The 16,442-nt window shown below is 69.9% G+C and carries 16 protein-coding genes and 1 pseudogene; 9 read left to right on the top strand and 8 right to left on the bottom strand.

All coding sequences use genetic code 11. The features are described 5' to 3' along the window. The first annotated feature begins 234 nt into the window (after positions 1-234). Both ACNI65_RS11595 and ACNI65_RS11590 read left to right on the top strand, forming a co-directional pair. Positions 235-1,137, top strand: a complete 903-nt coding sequence (locus ACNI65_RS11595) for an RNA ligase family protein (RefSeq protein ID WP_416763168.1) — start codon at positions 235-237, stop codon at positions 1,135-1,137. A 29-nt stretch (positions 1,138-1,166) separates the two neighbouring features. Beyond that, complete coding sequence (locus ACNI65_RS11590) at positions 1,167-2,315, top strand: AAA family ATPase (protein ID WP_416763167.1); 1,149 nt, start codon at positions 1,167-1,169, stop codon at positions 2,313-2,315. Here ACNI65_RS11590 and ACNI65_RS11585 read toward each other — a convergent pair. The 4 genes from ACNI65_RS11585 to ACNI65_RS11570 form a co-directional block, all read right to left on the bottom strand. Next, positions 2,297-3,130 carry a glutamine amidotransferase gene (locus ACNI65_RS11585; protein ID WP_416763165.1) on the bottom strand — a complete coding sequence of 278 codons (834 nt, stop codon included), beginning with the start codon at positions 3,128-3,130 and terminating at the stop codon, positions 2,297-2,299. The genes ACNI65_RS11590 and ACNI65_RS11585 overlap by 19 nt on opposite strands. Positions 3,131-3,261: 131 nt before the next feature. Then, positions 3,262-3,771, bottom strand: coding sequence for a hypothetical protein (locus ACNI65_RS11580; RefSeq protein WP_416763164.1), 510 nt, complete (start codon positions 3,769-3,771; stop codon positions 3,262-3,264). Positions 3,772-3,859: 88 nt separating this feature from the next. Continuing rightward, positions 3,860-4,924, bottom strand: a complete 1,065-nt coding sequence (locus ACNI65_RS11575) for a serine hydrolase domain-containing protein (RefSeq protein WP_416763162.1) — start codon at positions 4,922-4,924, stop codon at positions 3,860-3,862. Between the two features lie 239 nt (positions 4,925-5,163). Next, positions 5,164-5,883 carry a type 1 glutamine amidotransferase gene (locus ACNI65_RS11570; protein WP_416763161.1) on the bottom strand — a complete coding sequence of 240 codons (720 nt, stop codon included), beginning with the start codon at positions 5,881-5,883 and terminating at the stop codon, positions 5,164-5,166. A gap of 152 nt (positions 5,884-6,035) precedes the next feature. Between ACNI65_RS11570 and ACNI65_RS11565 the strand changes: the two genes are divergently transcribed. The 4 genes from ACNI65_RS11565 (at position 6,036) to clpB (ending at position 10,770) form a co-directional block, all read left to right on the top strand. After that, positions 6,036-6,530, top strand: coding sequence for a molybdenum cofactor biosynthesis protein MoaE (locus tag ACNI65_RS11565; protein WP_416763159.1), 495 nt, complete (start codon positions 6,036-6,038; stop codon positions 6,528-6,530). Next, complete coding sequence (crcB, locus tag ACNI65_RS11560; protein WP_416763158.1) at positions 6,527-6,907, top strand: fluoride efflux transporter CrcB; 381 nt, start codon at positions 6,527-6,529, stop codon at positions 6,905-6,907. Before ACNI65_RS11565 ends, crcB begins: the two co-directional genes overlap by 4 nt. Positions 6,908-6,927: 20 nt before the next feature. Continuing rightward, the gene (locus ACNI65_RS11555; protein ID WP_416763156.1) at positions 6,928-7,929 is read left to right on the top strand and encodes a S66 family peptidase; all 1,002 of its coding nucleotides are present in this window, start codon (positions 6,928-6,930) and stop codon (positions 7,927-7,929) included. 228 nt (positions 7,930-8,157) lie between these two features. After that, positions 8,158-10,770 carry an ATP-dependent chaperone ClpB gene (gene clpB, locus ACNI65_RS11550; protein ID WP_416763154.1) on the top strand — a complete coding sequence of 871 codons (2,613 nt, stop codon included), beginning with the start codon at positions 8,158-8,160 and terminating at the stop codon, positions 10,768-10,770. On the opposite strand, the gene ACNI65_RS11545 is transcribed toward clpB, so the two are convergent. The 4 genes from ACNI65_RS11545 to ACNI65_RS11530 all read right to left on the bottom strand — a co-directional run bounded on the left by ACNI65_RS11545 (position 10,745) and on the right by ACNI65_RS11530 (position 13,994). After that, complete coding sequence (locus ACNI65_RS11545) at positions 10,745-11,368, bottom strand: hypothetical protein (RefSeq protein WP_416763153.1); 624 nt, start codon at positions 11,366-11,368, stop codon at positions 10,745-10,747. The two genes, clpB and ACNI65_RS11545, sit on opposite strands and share 26 nt — an antisense overlap. Before the next feature lie 11 nt (positions 11,369-11,379). Then, positions 11,380-12,411, bottom strand: coding sequence for a hypothetical protein (locus ACNI65_RS11540; RefSeq protein WP_416763152.1), 1,032 nt, complete (start codon positions 12,409-12,411; stop codon positions 11,380-11,382). A 79-nt stretch (positions 12,412-12,490) separates the two neighbouring features. After that, complete coding sequence (locus tag ACNI65_RS11535) at positions 12,491-13,201, bottom strand: DUF599 domain-containing protein (RefSeq protein ID WP_416763150.1); 711 nt, start codon at positions 13,199-13,201, stop codon at positions 12,491-12,493. Between the two features lie 70 nt (positions 13,202-13,271). Further along, positions 13,272-13,994 (bottom strand): pirin family protein, encoded by a 723-nt coding sequence (locus ACNI65_RS11530; RefSeq protein ID WP_416763148.1) that lies wholly within the window; start codon positions 13,992-13,994, stop codon positions 13,272-13,274. 122 nt (positions 13,995-14,116) lie between these two features. Here ACNI65_RS11530 and ACNI65_RS11525 point away from each other — a divergent pair, with 122 nt between their 5' ends. The 3 genes and pseudogenes from ACNI65_RS11525 to ACNI65_RS11515 form a co-directional block, all read left to right on the top strand. After that, positions 14,117-15,079, top strand: a complete 963-nt coding sequence (locus ACNI65_RS11525) for a LysR substrate-binding domain-containing protein (RefSeq protein WP_416763146.1) — start codon at positions 14,117-14,119, stop codon at positions 15,077-15,079. After that, positions 15,076-15,996: a tRNA glutamyl-Q(34) synthetase GluQRS gene (gene gluQRS, locus ACNI65_RS11520; protein WP_416763145.1), complete on the top strand. Its 921-nt coding sequence runs from the start codon at positions 15,076-15,078 to the stop codon at positions 15,994-15,996. The genes ACNI65_RS11525 and gluQRS overlap by 4 nt, the downstream gene beginning before the upstream one ends. 83 nt (positions 15,997-16,079) lie before the next feature. Further along, a pseudogene (locus tag ACNI65_RS11515) lies at positions 16,080-16,424 on the top strand (FKBP-type peptidyl-prolyl cis-trans isomerase); the annotation flags it as partial. Between the last annotated feature and the right edge of the window lie 18 nt (positions 16,425-16,442).

Here is a 16,442-nt window from a genome sequence, read left to right as displayed (position 1 = left end):
GAGCAGCATCGTGTCGGCGCCGTCTGCGCCCGCGAAGGCTGCGGCACCGGTTCCTGATCCGCCCCAGGTCTGCCATGAGACCGACGGCTCGCGAATCCTCCCGCTTCCTCCAGCCGCGACTCCATCCGGTTCCCCCGACCCGATGGCGACCTGACCGCGCCTGCCACACGTCCGTCGGCCCCCTGTGACCCTCAGGACCTGACCGCGCCAACAACGCGGCGGGTGACGGACCCCATGTATCTGCAATCCCTGCCGCTGCTGCGCTATCCGCGCACGGCGCACCTCGCGGGCAGTCGCCTGCAACCGGGCGACAGCGCCCATGACCAGCAGCCGCTCGCGGCGCTCGGCGGCTGCCACGTCGTCATCGAGGAAAAGATCGACGGCGCCAATGCCGGCCTCTCCTTCAGCGAGGGCGGCGATCTGCTGCTGCAGTCCCGCGGCCATTACCTGACCGGCGGTTACGGCGAGCGCCAGTTCAGCCCGATGAAGCTCTGGGCCCTGGCCCACGAGCATCGGCTGATCGAGCGACTCGAAGACCGCTATGTCATGTACGGCGAGTGGGCCTATGCCAAGCACAGCGTCTGGTACGACCGGCTGCCGCATTACTTCAACGAGTTCGACATCCTCGATCGCGCCACCGGACAGTTCCTGTCCACGCCGCGCCGGCACGCGCTGCTGGCAGGCTCGCCGGTGGTGTCGGTCCCGGTGCTGTATGCCGGACCGATGCCGACCTCGCCCAAGCTGCTGTGGGCGCTGGTCGGGCCCTCGCTGGCGAAGTCGGCGCGCTGGCGCGAGGCCTTCGAATCGACCGCGCGGCGCGAGTCGCTGCCGCTGGACCTGTGCTGGAAGCAGACCGACAAGGCCGACCAGTCCGAAGGGCTGTACCTGAAGGTCGAGGACGACGTCCAGGTGCTCGGCCGCTTCAAGCTGGTCCGGCCGTCGTTCACGCAGACCATCCTGGACAGCGACAGCCACCACGCGCGCCGGCCCATCCTGCCCAACGCGCTGGCCCCGGGTGCCGACCTGTTCGCCGAGTCGCCCACGGTGAGCTGGCAGGACCTCGGCCTGCGCACGCTGGGCTCGCTGATCGAGCTGCGCGCGCTGGCCGCTGAACAACAAGAACGCCGCGCCGGTTGAGCGCGGCCCCACGTGCGAGGGAGCACCTCATGAACACCTCATGGAACACCTGGCGGGCGCTCGTGCCCGCCGACGGACGAAGTCCTGACTACACGGCTTGCCTCGATGCCTTCCCGGTCCTCGAGCTCGCCAAGACCACGCCGCAGGATCCTCGATATCACGCGGAGGGCGACGTCTGGACGCACACGATGATGGTCGTCGACGCGCTGCTCGCGTTGCCCGATTACCAGCAATCGACGCTTGCCGAGCGCGAGGTGCTGTTCTTCGCCGCGCTGCTGCATGACGTCGCCAAGCACGCCACGACGGTGGTGGATCCGGTCACCGGCGCGATCGGGCAGCCGGGGCATTCGCGCCTGGGCGCGGTCGACGCGCGCGTGCTGCTGTGGGATGCCGGCATGCCCTTCGAGCAGCGCGAGGCCGTCTGCCGGCTGATCGCGGTGCACCAGGTGCCGTTCTTCGCGCTGGCGGATTCGCGCCGTGGCGTGTCGCCGGAGTTCACCGTGCGCGAGCTCTCCTGCCGGCTCGATCTGCGGCTGCTGGCCGCGTTGGCCGAGGCCGACATGCGCGGCCGCATCTGCGAGGACCGCGATCGGGTGCTCGACCACATCGAGCTCTTCCGCGAGCTCGCGCGCGAGGAGGGCTGCTACGGCCAGCCGCGCGCGTTCGCCGACGCGCACACCCGCGTCAGCTACTTCCGCGGCGCGGACGTGCATCCGGACTACGCGCTGTTCCAGGAACCCGGCTCGCGCGTGACGGTGATGTGCGGCTTGCCGGCCTCAGGCAAGGACACCTGGGTGGCGCGGCATCGGCCCGGTCTGCCAGTCGTGTCCTTCGACGATGCGCGCATGGCGCTGGGGCTGCGGCATGGCCAGAACGAAGGCGCGGTCGCGCATGCGGCGGTCGACAAGGCCAAGGCGCTGCTGCGCGAGCACGCCCCCTTCGTCTGGAACGCCACGCACCTGAGCCAGCAGATGCGCGACAAGACGCTGGACCTGCTCTTCGCGTACGGGGCGGAGGTCGAGATCGTCTATCTGGAGCGGCCGCGCGCGGAGCTGCTGCGCCGCAACGGCCGCCGCGACACCTCGTTGAGCAACACCGCGCTGCAGGGCATGTTGCGCAAGTGGGAGCTGCCGGTGCCGACCGAGGCCCACGCGGTGCGTTACTGCCCCGCGGATTGAGCGTCGGCAGACGCGCGGGATGGTGTGTTTGGCCAGCCCGCGATCCAGCGATCGAGCACCGCGTCGAGCGCCGCGCGCAGTCCCGCGCCGTGATGGGCCGCGTCCTCGCGCAGCGTCTGCAGCGACACGCCCGCCTGCGACAGCTCGCCCGCATGGCCGATCAGCCATTGCTCCAAGCGCGCCGGGTCCGCTTCCAGGTGGAACTGCAGCGCGAGCGCCGTGCTGCCGATCTCGAACGCCTGGTTCGGGCACAGCGCGGTGGTGGCGAGGCTGCTGGCGCCGGCGGGGATCTCGAACTGATCCCCGTGCCAGTGCAGCACCGGCTGGCTCTCGGCCAAGGGCGCCAGCGCCGATGCAAGGCCTGAAGCGCTCAGGCTGACCGGCGCGAAGCCGATCTCCTTGTGGCCATGGGGCATCGGCCGGACCTCGGCGCCCAGCGCGCGCGCCATCAGCTGGGCGCCCAGGCAGACGCCCAGCAAGGGACGTCCGAAGTCGAGGCGACGTCGGATCAGCGCGATCTCGTCGCGCAGGAAGGGGTAGAGCGCGTCGTCATACGCGCCGATCGGGCCGCCGAGCACGATGACCAGATCCGCCGCGTCGACCCGCGCGCCGATGCTCGCCTCATCGAGCGCATCGACGCCGGCATCCAGCGTGATGCATCGATCGAAGCCACGGGCGCGCAGCGCGGGCGCCAGCAGGCCGAGGTCCTCGAAGGCGAGGTGGCGAATGGCCAGCACGGTGCGGCCAGAGACAGTCGGGCCGGTCGATTCAGTCGATCCAGTCGATCCAGTCGAGGTGTTCGAGACGGTGGGCATGTCGGCGTGGCGCATGGGACGCGGGAGCGTCGAGTATCGGCGCGTCTCGCCGCGTCGAACGAAGCTCGACGCATCCATTCGTCCAGGCGAGTTATCCGTTCGTATTGGCGGGCGGCCGCAGGCGCGAGCCTTCAGGCCAGATGCGGTTGACGGCCGCCGGCGCCGCCCTTGCGGATGCGCCAGGCCTGCACCGCCATCAGGATCACGAACAGCAGCAGCACCACGCTGATGGCCTTCTGCAGCGCCGGATCGTCCGGGCCCGTGAACAGCGGCGCGCCGACGGGTACGCGGGTGAAGGTCTCGTTGAGGCCCGGGATCATGTGGAAGAACAGCGTGGCGGTGTAGCCCAGCGTCTGCACGTACGGCGACAGACCGCCGAAGACCCGCGTGCGACCGGCCACGATCACGAGCGCAAGCGTGACCAGCGTGACGATGGACAGGACGTGGGCGATGTTGAACCCGCCGTGGCGGAAGATGCCGAAGGCGGTCAGGCAGGTGATCACGGTGCACCACAGGTAGGTGCGGCCCAGCGTCGATGCGCCGTCGATGCGCCCGTGACGCAGGATCATCGCGTAGCCGGCGATCAGCGCCACCACCGCGAAAGCCGTGTGCACGGCGCCTAGAAGGGTCAGACCGAACATGGATGCTCCTGGGACGCCGCGTCGGCGCGGCGGGCCGGAACGCGGCGCGCTCCTGCGGATACCTTAGGCGAGCGACCGCCCCGGCGCATCAGTCGGAGGAGATAGAGCCCGGAGAGGGTTTGCCCGGGGTGGGGAGCGCGGCCCGGAGCACGCCGATCAGGATGTCCTGCGAGCGCTTCTGACCGTAGCCGCGGCCGTAGGCCTGCGAGGTGATGGCGACGACCAGGCGCAGGTGGGGGACGACGTAGATCTTGTTGCCGCCGTTGCCCGAGGCGAACCAGACCGGCACGCGGCTGTCGCCCACGCGGAGCGACTTCGAGTACCAGAGCCGGCTGTACTGGTCCGCGTAGGGGTCCTGAGGGCCGGTGGCCACGCGCGGGCGCAGCATCGCCTCCACGCCGCCGGCGCTGAGCAGGCGGCGGCCGTGGTACTCGCCGCCGCTGCGCACCAGCTCGCCGATGGCGGCCATCGAGCGCGTGCTCAACCACAGGTTGCCCTGACCCTTGGTCTGGCCGGCGCGGTCACGGTCCCAGCGCCAGTCGGTGATGCCCAGCGGCTCGAAGAGCACCGTGCCGGCGAATCGGCCGAGGTCGCCGTCCGGGCCACCGGTGGCCTTGGCCACGACGACGCCCGCCGCGTACGCGGTCACCGAGTTGTAGCGATAGACGCGGCCCGGCGCTTCCTGGCGCGGCACGGCGAGCGTGAAGGCGAGCGGATCGGGCGCGGCGTCCATGCGGTCCTCGTTGCCGGGCGAGGCGGGATCCTCGTCGTCGGCGGCCAGGCCGGAGCGCATGGTGAGCAGATCGTCGACCGAGGCGTCGCCCAGCGCGGACGTGGCGGACTCGGGCCAGTAGCGGCGCACCGGATCGGAGGCGCTGGCGATGAAGCCGCGGTCCATCGCGAAGGTCGCGAGCAGCCCGGTCACGCTCTTGCCGGCGGAGCGGATGTCGTTGAGCGAGCGGGCGGTGGCGCCGTTGTAGTAGCGCTCGGCCACCAGGTGCCCGTCCCGCAGGACGACCACGCCTTGCAGGGTCTTGTCGCTGTCCTGGTCCCAGGCGGCCAGCGGCGCGATGAAGGCCTCACCGCCCTTGGGCGCGCGCGCGGGCGGCGGCGACTGGCAGCCGGCGAGCAGCGCCAGCGCGACCCCGCTCACGAGGGCGAGGGCTGCGACGGACCGACTGGTCGAGCGCTCGCGGCGGGGGCCAGGATTTGCGGGGCGGGTGGTCGGTGCTTGACGAAGAGGCATGTCGGGGCGGCTCATGGGCGACGCAGCGTCGCATGGGGATCCGCGGCGCGTCAATCGTCACGGCAAGCCGCGCGCCGGGCGTCCGGCCTCGGTGTCGGGCCCAAACATCAGGCCAGAGCGTCAGGCCAAGGCGTCAGGCCCAGGCGTCAGGCTGCCCGGACGCCGCCAAAGGCTGGGGGCCGATCGAGCTGGCCGATCCAGTGGTGATACAGGCTGGCGGCGGCCACGCGCAGCTGGGCCAGGCGCTCGGGGAGGGCGGCGAGGATCTCCGCCTCGGTCTGCACGGTGAGACCGCGTGCCTGGCGCAGTTCCTCGCGGCCATGGACGCACCAGTCGCGCAGGCTGTGCTCGGTGACCTCCAGGTGGCTCTGCAGGCCGAGGTGCGGCCCGAGCGCGAAGCCCTTGTTCAGGCAGTTCGCGCCGAACAGCGTGCGGCTCGCGCCGGCGGGGATCTGGAAGCTGTCGTAATGCCAGTTGAAGCTGAGCAGCCGGTCGCGCCCGCCGAAGCAGGCGCGCGCGGCGGGGGTGATCCAGAGCTCGCGCCAGCCGATGTCGGGGCGCGGGTTGCGCGCCACGCCGGCGCCCATCGCGCGTGCGAGCTGCTGAGCGCCGAAGCAGTGGCCGAGCACGGGGCGGCTCAGGCGCAGGGCATCGATCAGCAGCGCCTGCTCGGCGCGGATCCAGGGCAGTCCGTCGTGGACGCTGTGGTCGCTGCCCAGGATGACGAGGCCGGAGAACGCGGAGGCGTTGCGCGGCAGCGTGTCGCCGAGATCGGGCCGCAGCAGGTGGACGGGGACGTCGCGGTCACGCAGGCACTGGAGCAGGTAGCCCGGACCTTGGGCGGCTTCGTGCTGGAGGATCAACACCGGTCTCATGCACAGGGGCGCGGACAAGCGCCGTGGTTGCGATGGACGCAGCGTAGGCAGGCCGGTCTCAAGGCGGGGGCAAGACATGGCACGGGGGTGTCAAGAAGGTATCAAGGATCGGAGGTGGTGATGACGGGTGCCAGAATGTCGCGATGAACTCGCCCGCCGTGACGCCTCGCGTTTCTGTCCAGATCGAAGACTTCGACCTCAGCGCCGAGACGCTCGCGCTCAGGGCGTCGGACGGCGGCATCGGGGCCGTCGTCAGCTTCGTGGGCACCGTGCGCGACGGCGCCGACGGCTCGCCCGTCACGCTCATGGAGCTCGAGCATTACCCCGGCATGACCGAGGCCGCCATCGAGGCCATGATCGACGAGGCCCATCGCCGCTTCGACATCCGCGGCGCCCGCGTCATCCACCGCGTCGGCGCGCTCGCGCCGCGTGCGCAGATCGTGCTGGTGCTCGTGTCCTCGCGGCATCGCGGCCAGGCCTTCCAGGCCTGCGAGTTCCTGATGGATTACTTGAAGACGCAGGCGCCGTTCTGGAAGAAGGAACACGGACCGGACGGCGCCCGGTGGGTGGACGCGCGCGTCGCCGACGACGAGGCGCTGGCGCGATGGGGCATCAACGTGGAGGGCAACGGACGATGAGCTGGGTGCAAGTGGCGGCGGTGTCCGTCGGGGCGTCGGGCGGCGCGCTCGCGCGTTGGGGCGCGGGCATGTGGCTGAACACGAAGTGGCAGGGGTTCCCGCTCGGGACGCTGCTGGTCAACCTGGTCGGCGGCTTCCTCATCGGCATGGCCCTGGAATGGTTCGGCCGTTATCCCGATGACCTGCTCAAGCTGCTGCTCGTCACCGGCTTCCTTGGCGGGTTGACGACCTTTTCCTCGTTCTCCGGCGAATCGCTCTCGCTGCTGCAACGCGGCGAATTCCTGATGGCGCTGACGCACTCGGCGGCGCACGTCCTCGGCTCGCTGGTCGCGGCGGCCGCGGGGCTCAAGGTCATGCAGATGCTGACCGCGGCCTGAGCGTCCGCATGAAGGTGGGCATGAGCGCCGACATGGACGCGCCGATCCGTTTTCCCCAGCCGCTGCGCGGCGGCGATGTGGTCGCCGTCGTCGCCCCATCGTCCGGCGTCAAACCCGCGATGCACGAGCGGCTGGACGGCGCGCTGGCCGCGCTGCGCCGCCAAGGTTTCATCGTCCGCGAGGGCCGCACGCTGCGTCAGCAGGTGCAGGGTGCGAGTGGATCCGCCATCGAGCGCGCCTCGGAGCTGATGGACGCGCTGCTCGATCCGGAGATCGCCGCGGTGATCCCGCCCTGGGGCGGCGAACTGGCGATCGAGCTGCTGCCGCACCTGGACTTCGAGCGCCTGCGCGATGCGCCGCCGAAGTGGTTCAGCGGGTTCTCGGACCTGTCGACGATCCAGGTCCCGCTGCTGCTACGCGCGGGCTGGGCGTCGCTGCACGGGCCCAATCTGATGCAACTCGGCGATCCCGCGTTGGATCCGGTGTCGCGTCGGATCTTCGATGTCTGGACCACGACCGAGCGCGAGCCGCTGGAGCAGCTGTCGGCGCTGGGCTCGGTGGCGCGGCGCCTGGATGGCGGCACGGAACCGGTCGACATCGAGGGATGCCTCATCGGCGGCTGCCTGGATTCGGTGGCGCGGCTGGCGGGCACACCCTGGGCGGACGTGCGCGCCTGGCGCGAATCGCTGGGCGAAGGCGAGCGCCCCTTGTGGTTCTTCGAGGTGGCCGAGCTGCCGCCGTTCGAGCTCGCCCGGACCCTGCACGGCCTGCGGCAGGCCGGCTGGTTCGACGAGGCGGCCGGCGTGGTCTTCGGCCGCAGCGCGGTCCCGGACGCGATCGCCAGCGGCGGCGAGTTCACGCAGGACCATGCGCTGCAACGCGCGCTCGGCGACCTGCCGTGTCCGGTGCTGCTGGATCTGGACATCGGCCACGTCGCGCCGCAGTGGTCGCTGGTACAGGGCGCGCTGGCGAGACTGGAATGGTCGGACGGACGATCGGTGGTGTCGCAGACCTTGGCGTGATGCTTGCTCGCCGCCGCTCACCCGCCCCTTGGGGGCGGGATGGGGTGGGGTGACATCGACCCCGCCCGCTTGGAGGGCGGGGAAGGGGTGGGAGCTCACGTGAAAAGAGGGTCCCCATCCGCTGGACCGGGTTCGTGGCTGATTGGGCGCGAGACTTGCCGTGGGAGGGGGTCTCTTGAAATATGGGGACACAGTCCCAGTTGGTGTCGCAACGGAGGTTATTCACCCATGCGAGTCGACAAGCTCACCACCCGATTTCAGGAAGCGTTGGCCGAGGCCCAGAGCCTGGCGGTGACGCGAGACAACCCCTACATCGAACCCGTCCATGTGCTCAGCGCGATGCTGGCGCAGGACGAGGGCCCCAAAGCGCTGCTCGAGCGCGCCGGCGTGAAGGTGCCGGCGCTCAAGGCCGCCGTGGACACGCTCCTCACCGGCCTGCCGCAGGTGCAGGGCGAGGGCCAGCAGGTCCAGCCCAGCCGCGATCTGATCAGCCTGCTGCAGGCGGCCGAGAAGGAGGCGTCCAAGCGCGGCGACCACTTCATCGCCAGCGAGATGTTCCTGCTCACGCTGGCCGACGCGAAGTCCGACTTCGCCGGTGTCGTGCGCGGCCACGGCCTCACGCGCAAGGCGCTGGAGACCGCCATCGAGGCGGTGCGCGGCGGCCAGAAGGTCGACAGCCAGGAGGCCGAGGGCAACCGCGAGGCGCTCCGGAAGTACACGCTGGACCTGACCGAGCGTGCCCGCGCGGGCAAGCTCGACCCGGTCATCGGCCGCGACGACGAGATCCGCCGCGCGATCCAGGTGCTGCAACGGCGCAGCAAGAACAACCCGGTGCTGATCGGCGAGCCTGGCGTGGGCAAGACGGCCATCGTCGAAGGCCTGGCGCAGCGCATCGTCAACGGCGAGGTGCCCGAGTCGCTCAAGGACAAGCGCGTCCTGGTGCTGGACATGGCCGGCCTGCTCGCGGGTGCCAAGTTCCGCGGTGAATTCGAGGAACGCCTGAAGTCCGTGCTCAAGGAAGTCGCGGCCGACGAGGGCCGGATCATCCTGTTCATCGACGAGATCCACACGATGGTCGGCGCCGGCAAGGCCGAGGGCGCCATCGATGCCGGCAACATGCTCAAGCCCGCCCTGGCGCGCGGCGAGCTGCATTGCATCGGCGCGACCACGCTGGACGAGTACCGCAAGTACGTCGAGAAGGACGCCGCGCTGGAGCGCCGCTTCCAGAAGGTGCTGGTCGACGAGCCCAGCGTCGAGGCCACGATCGCGATCCTGCGCGGCCTGCAGGAGAAGTACGAGGTCCACCACGGCGTGGAGATCACCGACCCGGCCATCGTCGCCGCGGCCGAGCTCTCGCATCGCTACATCACCGACCGCTTCCTGCCCGACAAGGCGATCGACCTCATCGACGAGGCCGCCGCCAAGATCAAGATCGAGATCGACTCCAAGCCCGAGGCGATGGACAAGCTCGACCGCCGCATGATCCAGCTCAAGATCGAGCGCGAGGCCGTGCGCAAGGAAACCGACGAGGGTTCCCAGCGCCGCTTCGCGCTGATCGAGGAAGAGCTGCTCAAGCTGCAGCGCGAGTACAACGACCTCGAGGAGATCTGGACCACCGAGAAGGCGCAGGCGCAAGGCTCCGCGCATGTGAAGGAAGAGATCGACCGGATCAAGTTCCAGATCGAGGAGCTCAAGCGCAAGGGCGACTTCAACAAGGTCGCCGAGCTGCAGTACGGCAAGCTGCCCGATCTGGAGAAGCGCCTCAACGAGGCGCAGGCCAAGGAGATGGGCAAGGCCAAGGACAAGACCCAGCCGCAGCTGCTGCGCACGATGGTCGGCGCCGAGGAGATCGCCGAGGTGGTCGCCCGCGCGACCGGCATCCCGGTGTCCAAGCTGATGCAGGGCGAGCGCGACAAGCTGCTGCACATGGAGGAGAAGCTCCATGAGCGCGTGGTCGGCCAGGACGAGGCCATCGTCGCAGTGGCGGATGCGATCCGGCGCTCGCGCGCGGGGCTGTCCGATCCGGACAAGCCGCTGGGCAGCTTCCTGTTCCTGGGACCGACCGGCGTGGGCAAGACTGAACTCTGCAAGGCGCTGGCCGGCTTCCTGTTCGACAGCGAGGATCACCTCGTGCGCATCGACATGAGCGAGTTCATGGAGAAGCACTCGGTGAGCCGGCTGATCGGAGCGCCTCCGGGCTACGTCGGTTACGACGAGGGCGGCTACCTGACCGAGGCCGTGCGCCGCAAGCCCTACAGCGTGCTGTTGCTGGACGAGGTCGAGAAGGCCCATCCGGACGTGTTCAACGTGCTGCTGCAGGTGCTGGACGATGGCCGCCTGACCGACGGCCAGGGCCGCACGGTGGACTTCAAGAACTGCGTGATCGTGATGACGTCCAACCTGGGCTCGCAGCACATCATGGCGCTGCAGGGCGAGTCCGACGAGGTGATCCGCGACGCAGTGTGGGGCGAGGTGAAGGCGCATTTCCGGCCCGAGTTCCTCAACCGCATCGACGAGACGGTGATCTTCCATGCGCTGGGCGCGACGCACATCAAGTCCATCGCCCGCATCCAGCTGCGCCAGCTGGAGCAGCGGCTGGACAAGCTCGAGATGAAGCTCGACGTCAGCGAGCAGGCGCTGGACGAGCTGGCCAAGGTCGGTTTCGATCCGGTCTTCGGAGCGCGGCCGCTCAAGCGCGCGATCCAGCAGCGGATCGAGAACCCGCTGTCCAAGCTGATCCTCCAGGGCCGTTTCGGGCCCAAGGACGTCATCCCCGTCGAGGTGTCGTCCGCGCCCGACGGGGAGCCGGGCGAGTTCAGCTTCGGTCGGGTGGTGCACTGACCGCCGGTCGCGGCAGGTGCCATCGATCGGGCGGCACCCGTCCGGTCTCGTAGGCCTGGACGATCCGGGCCTGCAGGACCTCGAAGGTCCGGTCGATCAAGAGCGCCTGCCGACCGGGATGACCGAGCAGCGTGGCGAGCAGCCCGAGCGCTTCATGCCCGTTCCGGATCAGCGCCGCGACGACGGCGGCCAGGGCGGGCTCGGGGAGCGTCCGGGGGATGCCGAACCAATCTTTCGCAGGGAGCGGTCCGCGCGCCCGCCAGCTGCCGTCCGGGTAGCGCTGCAGGTGCAGATCGTGGTCCGTGACCCAGGGGCCGTTCGGCATCCTGCCGTGCAGCACCGGCCGGGTCAGCCCGGCGTGCCAGACATGGATGCGCAGCGAGGGCGGCCAGCCAGGCAGCGCGGTCAGGGCCGCGAGCTGGAGGGTGGCCCGCGAGGGATCGTGGCTGGGGCGCGCCAGGGTCTGAACCACCGCCGGTGCCAGCGTCTGAGCCAGCGCCGGAGCCTCCGCGTGGCTGCTGATTGGAGGAGGGGTCTCGACCTCCCCCGGCATCGTCAGTTCGTGACGTCGGGAATGGAAGCGGTGCAGGGGGAGCATGCGCGGGCCTTTCAGAACCGATCAGGCGATGTCGTGCCGGTCAGATCGATCACAGGCGTCTGCCGGCCGGAGAGGAGAAGCGGCACCGCGCACGGCGACGGCGTCCCAGGCATGCTGAGCAAGTCTCGGATGTACTGGTCCGAGAAAACAGCGGGCCTCGCAGGCTCGACACGGGAGGCCGCCTGTACGCCCGATGCGGGGGAGCGTGTGGCTCTGTCTTCCGTCCGGAGCCGTTTGCATGGCGGGGGGGCGTCAGGGGCGGCACCGGAGAGGAACGCTTCGAGTTCGGCCCAGGTGTCGGCAGGCGACGGCGCCTGCGAGCCGGCTTCAGCGACGGTGGCCGCTGGCGGGTAGGGCGTTGATGCGATCGGGGACGGCTCCGTGGCGGGGAGCGGGTCGCGCTGTCGAGCGGGCGCGGCGACCAGCTTCAGCGGATGGTTCTGATCGAATTCGGAGGCCTGCTCCAGCCACTCGGCCATGCGTAATCCGAGTTTGGCCAACAGCAGCGATTCGTTGGTGCTACCCGGCCGCTGTCGGCTGTCCCCTGCGAGCTGCGCGACGATGCGCCATCCGTCGTCCTTGAAGCGGTCCACCAGGGCCGCGACGCAGACGCTCAACAGTGGCCGCGTGACATCCGCGGCGGGGCTCCAATCATGGGGAGGCTTCAGGTTGCGAGCGTGGAACCACGACCCGTCGGCCGTCCGGAAGATCAACAAGGGGTCACCGGACGCGAGTTGCGAGGTCTGGGCGCCGAACTGTCTCAATTCGCTGGTCGAGATCGAATCGGGAGCGCCGCCCGTCTCGGGCGCCCTCGCGCGAACGATGCGCAGGCCGGTGGGCCATCCCGGCAGCAGCGGCAGGAGGCTGAGCTGGATGTCGGCCATGTCGCGCGACAGCGGGCCTGACCCGGTGAGCGCCGCGACGGTGGCTTTCAGGGAAAGCCGGTCCTGCGACTCCAGGGGTTTTCGCGACGCGAGATCAGGCGTGGCGGCGAACGCGTCACGCAATCGTGCGGCATGGATCAAACGGTCTACGGCCAGCATCGGCGCTCCTTGGAAAGGGCCGATCAGTCGCGATGACGGGGCGCGTGTTCCGTCGTGCCGTGTCCCGTGGTCCAGCCGGTCAGGCGCGTAGCTTCTCCAGCACCTCGGAGCGGAACTCGCGCTGGTACAGGACGTAGACCACGCCCGCGGTGGCCAGCATCAGCGCCCACGGCGAGAAGAACCAGGCCACCACCGGGAACGCGAAGTAGTAGCCGCGCAAGCCGTCGTTGAAGGCCTCGGCCGCCATGCCGACCACCGCGCCGGCGCGGTCGGCGAACTGCTCGCGGGCCTCCGGCCCCTGCAGCGCGAACTGCGTGGCTTCCGGCGCGGACGCGACCAGCAGCGCGCCGAAGGTGTACTGGCGCATGCTCCAGGTGAAGCGGAAGAACGCGTAGACGAAGATGCCGGTCAGCAGCGCCAGCTTGATGTCGAACACCAGCGTGCTGGTCTTGACGGTGAACGGCAGCTCCAGCACCAGCGCGCTGGTCTGCTCGCTGGCGCCCAGCGCGGCCAGCAGGCCGCCGATGATCAGGATGGTGGTGGAGGCGAAGAAGGATGGGCTCGACAGCAGCGCCTGGCTGACCGCGCCATCCAGCACGCGCATGTCGCGGAAGGTCAACTGCAGCATCCACTGCCGGCGCACGCGGTTGGTGATCGCCAGCAGCGAGCCGCGCGCCTCGGCGTGGCGCTTGGAGAATTGCGCGTAACCGACCCAGCCCAGGAAGAACAGCGCGAGTGCGCCCCAGTCGAGCAGGGGCAGCGCGCCCAGCAGTTGTCTCAGCGATTGCATCGCGCGAGTGTAGGGCGCGCGCCCAGGCGGTCGCCCGGGCGCTTGCCGGGCGCTTGCCCGGGCGAGACGATCAGACCGGCAGGTCGAAGACCAGCACCTCGGCGTCCTGGCCGGCCTCGATGCTCAGGGCGGTTTCCTTGGCCATCTGCATCGCATCGCCGGCGGTGAGCGCCTCGCCGTTGACCGTCACCTGACCGCGCACGACATGCACGTAGGCCAGGCGGTCGGCCGACAGCGGCAGCTCGGCGCGTTCATCGCCATTGAACAGTCCGGCGTACAGACGCGCATCCTGATGGATGCTCACCGAGTCCTGCGCGCCGTCCGGCGACGCGACCAGGCGCAGCCGGCCGCGCTTGTCGGCCTCGGGGAAATGCTTCTGCTCGTAGCCCGGCGTCACGCCCTGACGGTCCGGCATGACCCAGATCTGCAGGAAGTGGGTCTCGCCGTCCTTGGAATGGTTGAACTCGCTGTGCATCACGCCGGTGCCGGCGCTCATGCGCTGCACGTCCCCCGGGCGGATCACGCCGGCGTTGGCGCCGCCCGGCTTGCCGTTGCCCATGCTGTCCTGGTGGGCGAGCTCGCCGCTGAGCACGTAGCTGATGATCTCCATGTCGCGGTGGCCGTGCGTGCCGAAGCCGGTGCCGCCGGCGATGCGGTCCTCGTTGATCACCCGCAGCGGGCCGAAGCCCATGCGGCGCGGGTTGTAGTAATCCGCGAAGGAGAAGCTGTGGAAGCTCTTGAGCCAGCCGTGATCGGCATGACCGCGGTCCGAGGACTTGATGACTTCACGCATTTGAATGCTCCTTTGCTGGCCCTGGTGGCGGGCCCTGTGTTGGCGATGGGTTCAATTCTGAAGATCGCGGGCTCTCCCGAGGGGGAGGGGCCTTGAAGCCAGCGTTCAAATAAGATGAAGGGATGTCACAACAAGACAAACGACGGGTGCTCACGCCCGAGGCGCTGGCCATGATGGACAGCATCGCCCGCAGCGGCAGCTTCGCGGCGGCGGCGCGGGAGATGGGCAAGGTGCCCTCGGCGCTGACCTACTCCGTGCGCCAGCTCGAGGACGCGCTGGACGTGCTGCTGTTCGACCGCAGCTCGCGCCAGGCGGTGCTGACCGCCGCCGGTCACGAGCTGCTGACCGAGGGCCGCCGGCTGCTGCAGGAGATGGACGCCGTGGCCAATCGCGTCAAGCGCGTGGCCACCGGCTGGGAGAGCGAGCTCACCATCGCCTTCGACGACGCGATCGCGCGCCGGGCGATCTTCGACCTGATGGACGCGTTCTATCGGCAGGCCGAGGACGGCAAGCCGCCGCCCACGCGGCTGAAGCTTCGAACCGAGGTGCTCTCGGGGACCTGGGAGGCCCTGATCTCGGGCCAGGCCGACCTGGCGATCGGCACCAGCGCGCAACCGCCGGGAAGTTCGGTGGTGTGCGAGGTGCTCGGACCGATGGAGATGGTGTTCTGCGTCGCGCCGCACCACCCGCTGGCGAGCTTCGAGGGCGTGCTGACCTCGGCCGATATCGCGCGTCACCGCATCGTCGCGGTCGCTGACACGGCCCGCCAGCTCGCGCCGATGACCGTCGGCGTCGTGCCCGGCCAGGAGGTGCTGACGGTGCCGTCGATGGCCATCAAGCTCGAGGCGATGCTGCGCGGGCTGGGCGTGGGGTCGCTGCCCACGCCGATGGTGCGGCGCCATGTCGAGGCCGGGCGGCTCGTGATGAAGGAGACCTTCCAGGGCAAGCGCATCTCGCCGATGCATTACGCGTGGCGCAACACCGGCCATCGGCCGGCCAAGGCGCTGGCGTGGTGGCTGGAGCGGCTCAAGAGCGAGGCCACCCGGCGCTCGCTGCTGGAGCAGCATGAAGGCCTGCTGCTGTGAGCGAGCCCGAGCGCCCGACCGCGAGACGGCCCTACGTCGGCCGCTTCGCGCCGTCGCCGACCGGGCCGCTGCACGAGGGCTCGCTGGTGGCCGCGCTGGCCAGCTGGCTCGACGCGCGCGCGCACGGCGGGCGCTGGCTGATCCGCATCGAGGACGTCGACGGCCCGCGCTGCCCGCCGGGCGCCGACGCGGTGGTGCTGTCCCAGCTCGCGCAAGTGCGTCTGCTGCCGGACGCGCCGCCGGTGTGGCAATCGCGACGCGGCGCGGCCTACCAGGCGGCGCTGGATCGTCTGGTCGCCGCGGGATGGGCCTATCCCTGCGGCTGCTCGCGCAAGGACATCGCCGAGGCGATCGCGGCCCGGGGTGAGCAGCGTGAGCGGCATGGGGAGCTCGTCTATCCGGGCACCTGCCGCCACGGGTTGCACGGCAAGCCGGCGCGGGCCTGGCGGCTGCGCAGTACCGCGACGGTGGACGGCGACGATCCGCTGCGCATCGACTGGCTCGATCGCCGGCTCGGCGCGCAGTCGCAGGACCTGACCGACGAGGTCGGCGACTTCGTGTTGCGGCGCGCGGACGGGCTGTGGGCCTATCAGCTGGCGGTGGTCGTCGATGACGGCTGGCAGGGCGTGACCGATGTCGTGCGCGGCGAGGACCTGGCCGACAACACCCCGCGCCAGATCCGTCTGCAAGTCTTGCTGGACCTGCCCACGCCGCGCTACCTGCACACGCCGCTGGTGCTGGGCGACAACGGCGAGAAGCTGTCCAAGCAGAATGGCGCGCGGGCGCTGGACCTGGGAGACCCGCTTGCCGCATTGCGACGCGCCGGCGCCCGACTGGGCCTGCCGGCACTGGAGGCGCGCACGATGCCCGAGTGGCTCGAGCACGCCGTGTCGGCGTGGGCTGTACGGCAGGGCTGAGCGCAGGAGCGCCCGGCGGCTGGCATGATCACGCCTTTGCGTTTCGGGATGTCTGTCGACATCCCCCTTTCAAGGAATCCTCGATGAAGACGACCGACAGCGGCCTGCAATACGACGACACCACCGCAGGCAGTGGCGCCACCGCCCGTGCCGGCCAGGACGTGAAGGTGCATTACACCGGCTGGCTGTACAAGGACGGCGAGAAGGGCGCCAAGTTCGACTCCAGCAAGGACCGCGGCGAGCCGTTCGAGTTCGAACTCGATGGCGGCATGGTCATCAAGGGCTGGGACGAAGGCGTGCAGGGCATGCAGGTGGGCGGTACGCGCGTGCTGGTGATCCCGCCGCAACTGGGTTACGGCGCGCGCGGCGCGGGCGGCGTGATTCCCCCGAACGCGACGCTGATGTTCGAGGTCGAGCTGCTGGGCGTGTCCGGCGGCACCGAGCCG

The organism is Roseateles sp. So40a, assembly GCF_048081605.1.
GTDB lineage: Bacteria > Pseudomonadota > Gammaproteobacteria > Burkholderiales > Burkholderiaceae_C > Roseateles.
This window is presented reverse-complemented; position numbering and strand designations above follow the sequence as displayed.

Bases quoted from the DNA above. Each gene is read 5' to 3' on its own strand.
- ACNI65_RS11535 (WP_416763150.1), bottom strand. From the start codon at position 13,201: ATGCAATCGCTGAGACAACTGCTGGGCGCGCTGCCCCTGCTCGACTGG.
- ACNI65_RS11565 (WP_416763159.1), top strand. From the start codon at position 6,036: ATGAACTCGCCCGCCGTGACGCCTCGCGTTTCTGTCCAGATCGAAGAC.
- ACNI65_RS11555 (WP_416763156.1), top strand. From the start codon at position 6,928: ATGAGCGCCGACATGGACGCGCCGATCCGTTTTCCCCAGCCGCTGCGC.
- ACNI65_RS11580 (WP_416763164.1), bottom strand. From the start codon at position 3,771: ATGTTCGGTCTGACCCTTCTAGGCGCCGTGCACACGGCTTTCGCGGTG.
- ACNI65_RS11545 (WP_416763153.1), bottom strand. From the start codon at position 11,368: ATGCTCCCCCTGCACCGCTTCCATTCCCGACGTCACGAACTGACGATG.
- ACNI65_RS11540 (WP_416763152.1), bottom strand. From the start codon at position 12,411: ATGCTGGCCGTAGACCGTTTGATCCATGCCGCACGATTGCGTGACGCG.
- ACNI65_RS11585 (WP_416763165.1), bottom strand. From the start codon at position 3,130: ATGCCCACCGTCTCGAACACCTCGACTGGATCGACTGGATCGACTGAA.
- ACNI65_RS11530 (WP_416763148.1), bottom strand. From the start codon at position 13,994: ATGCGTGAAGTCATCAAGTCCTCGGACCGCGGTCATGCCGATCACGGC.
- crcB (WP_416763158.1), top strand. From the start codon at position 6,527: ATGAGCTGGGTGCAAGTGGCGGCGGTGTCCGTCGGGGCGTCGGGCGGC.
- ACNI65_RS11595 (WP_416763168.1), top strand. From the start codon at position 235: ATGTATCTGCAATCCCTGCCGCTGCTGCGCTATCCGCGCACGGCGCAC.
- clpB (WP_416763154.1), top strand. From the start codon at position 8,158: ATGCGAGTCGACAAGCTCACCACCCGATTTCAGGAAGCGTTGGCCGAG.
- ACNI65_RS11590 (WP_416763167.1), top strand. From the start codon at position 1,167: ATGAACACCTCATGGAACACCTGGCGGGCGCTCGTGCCCGCCGACGGA.
- ACNI65_RS11525 (WP_416763146.1), top strand. From the start codon at position 14,117: ATGTCACAACAAGACAAACGACGGGTGCTCACGCCCGAGGCGCTGGCC.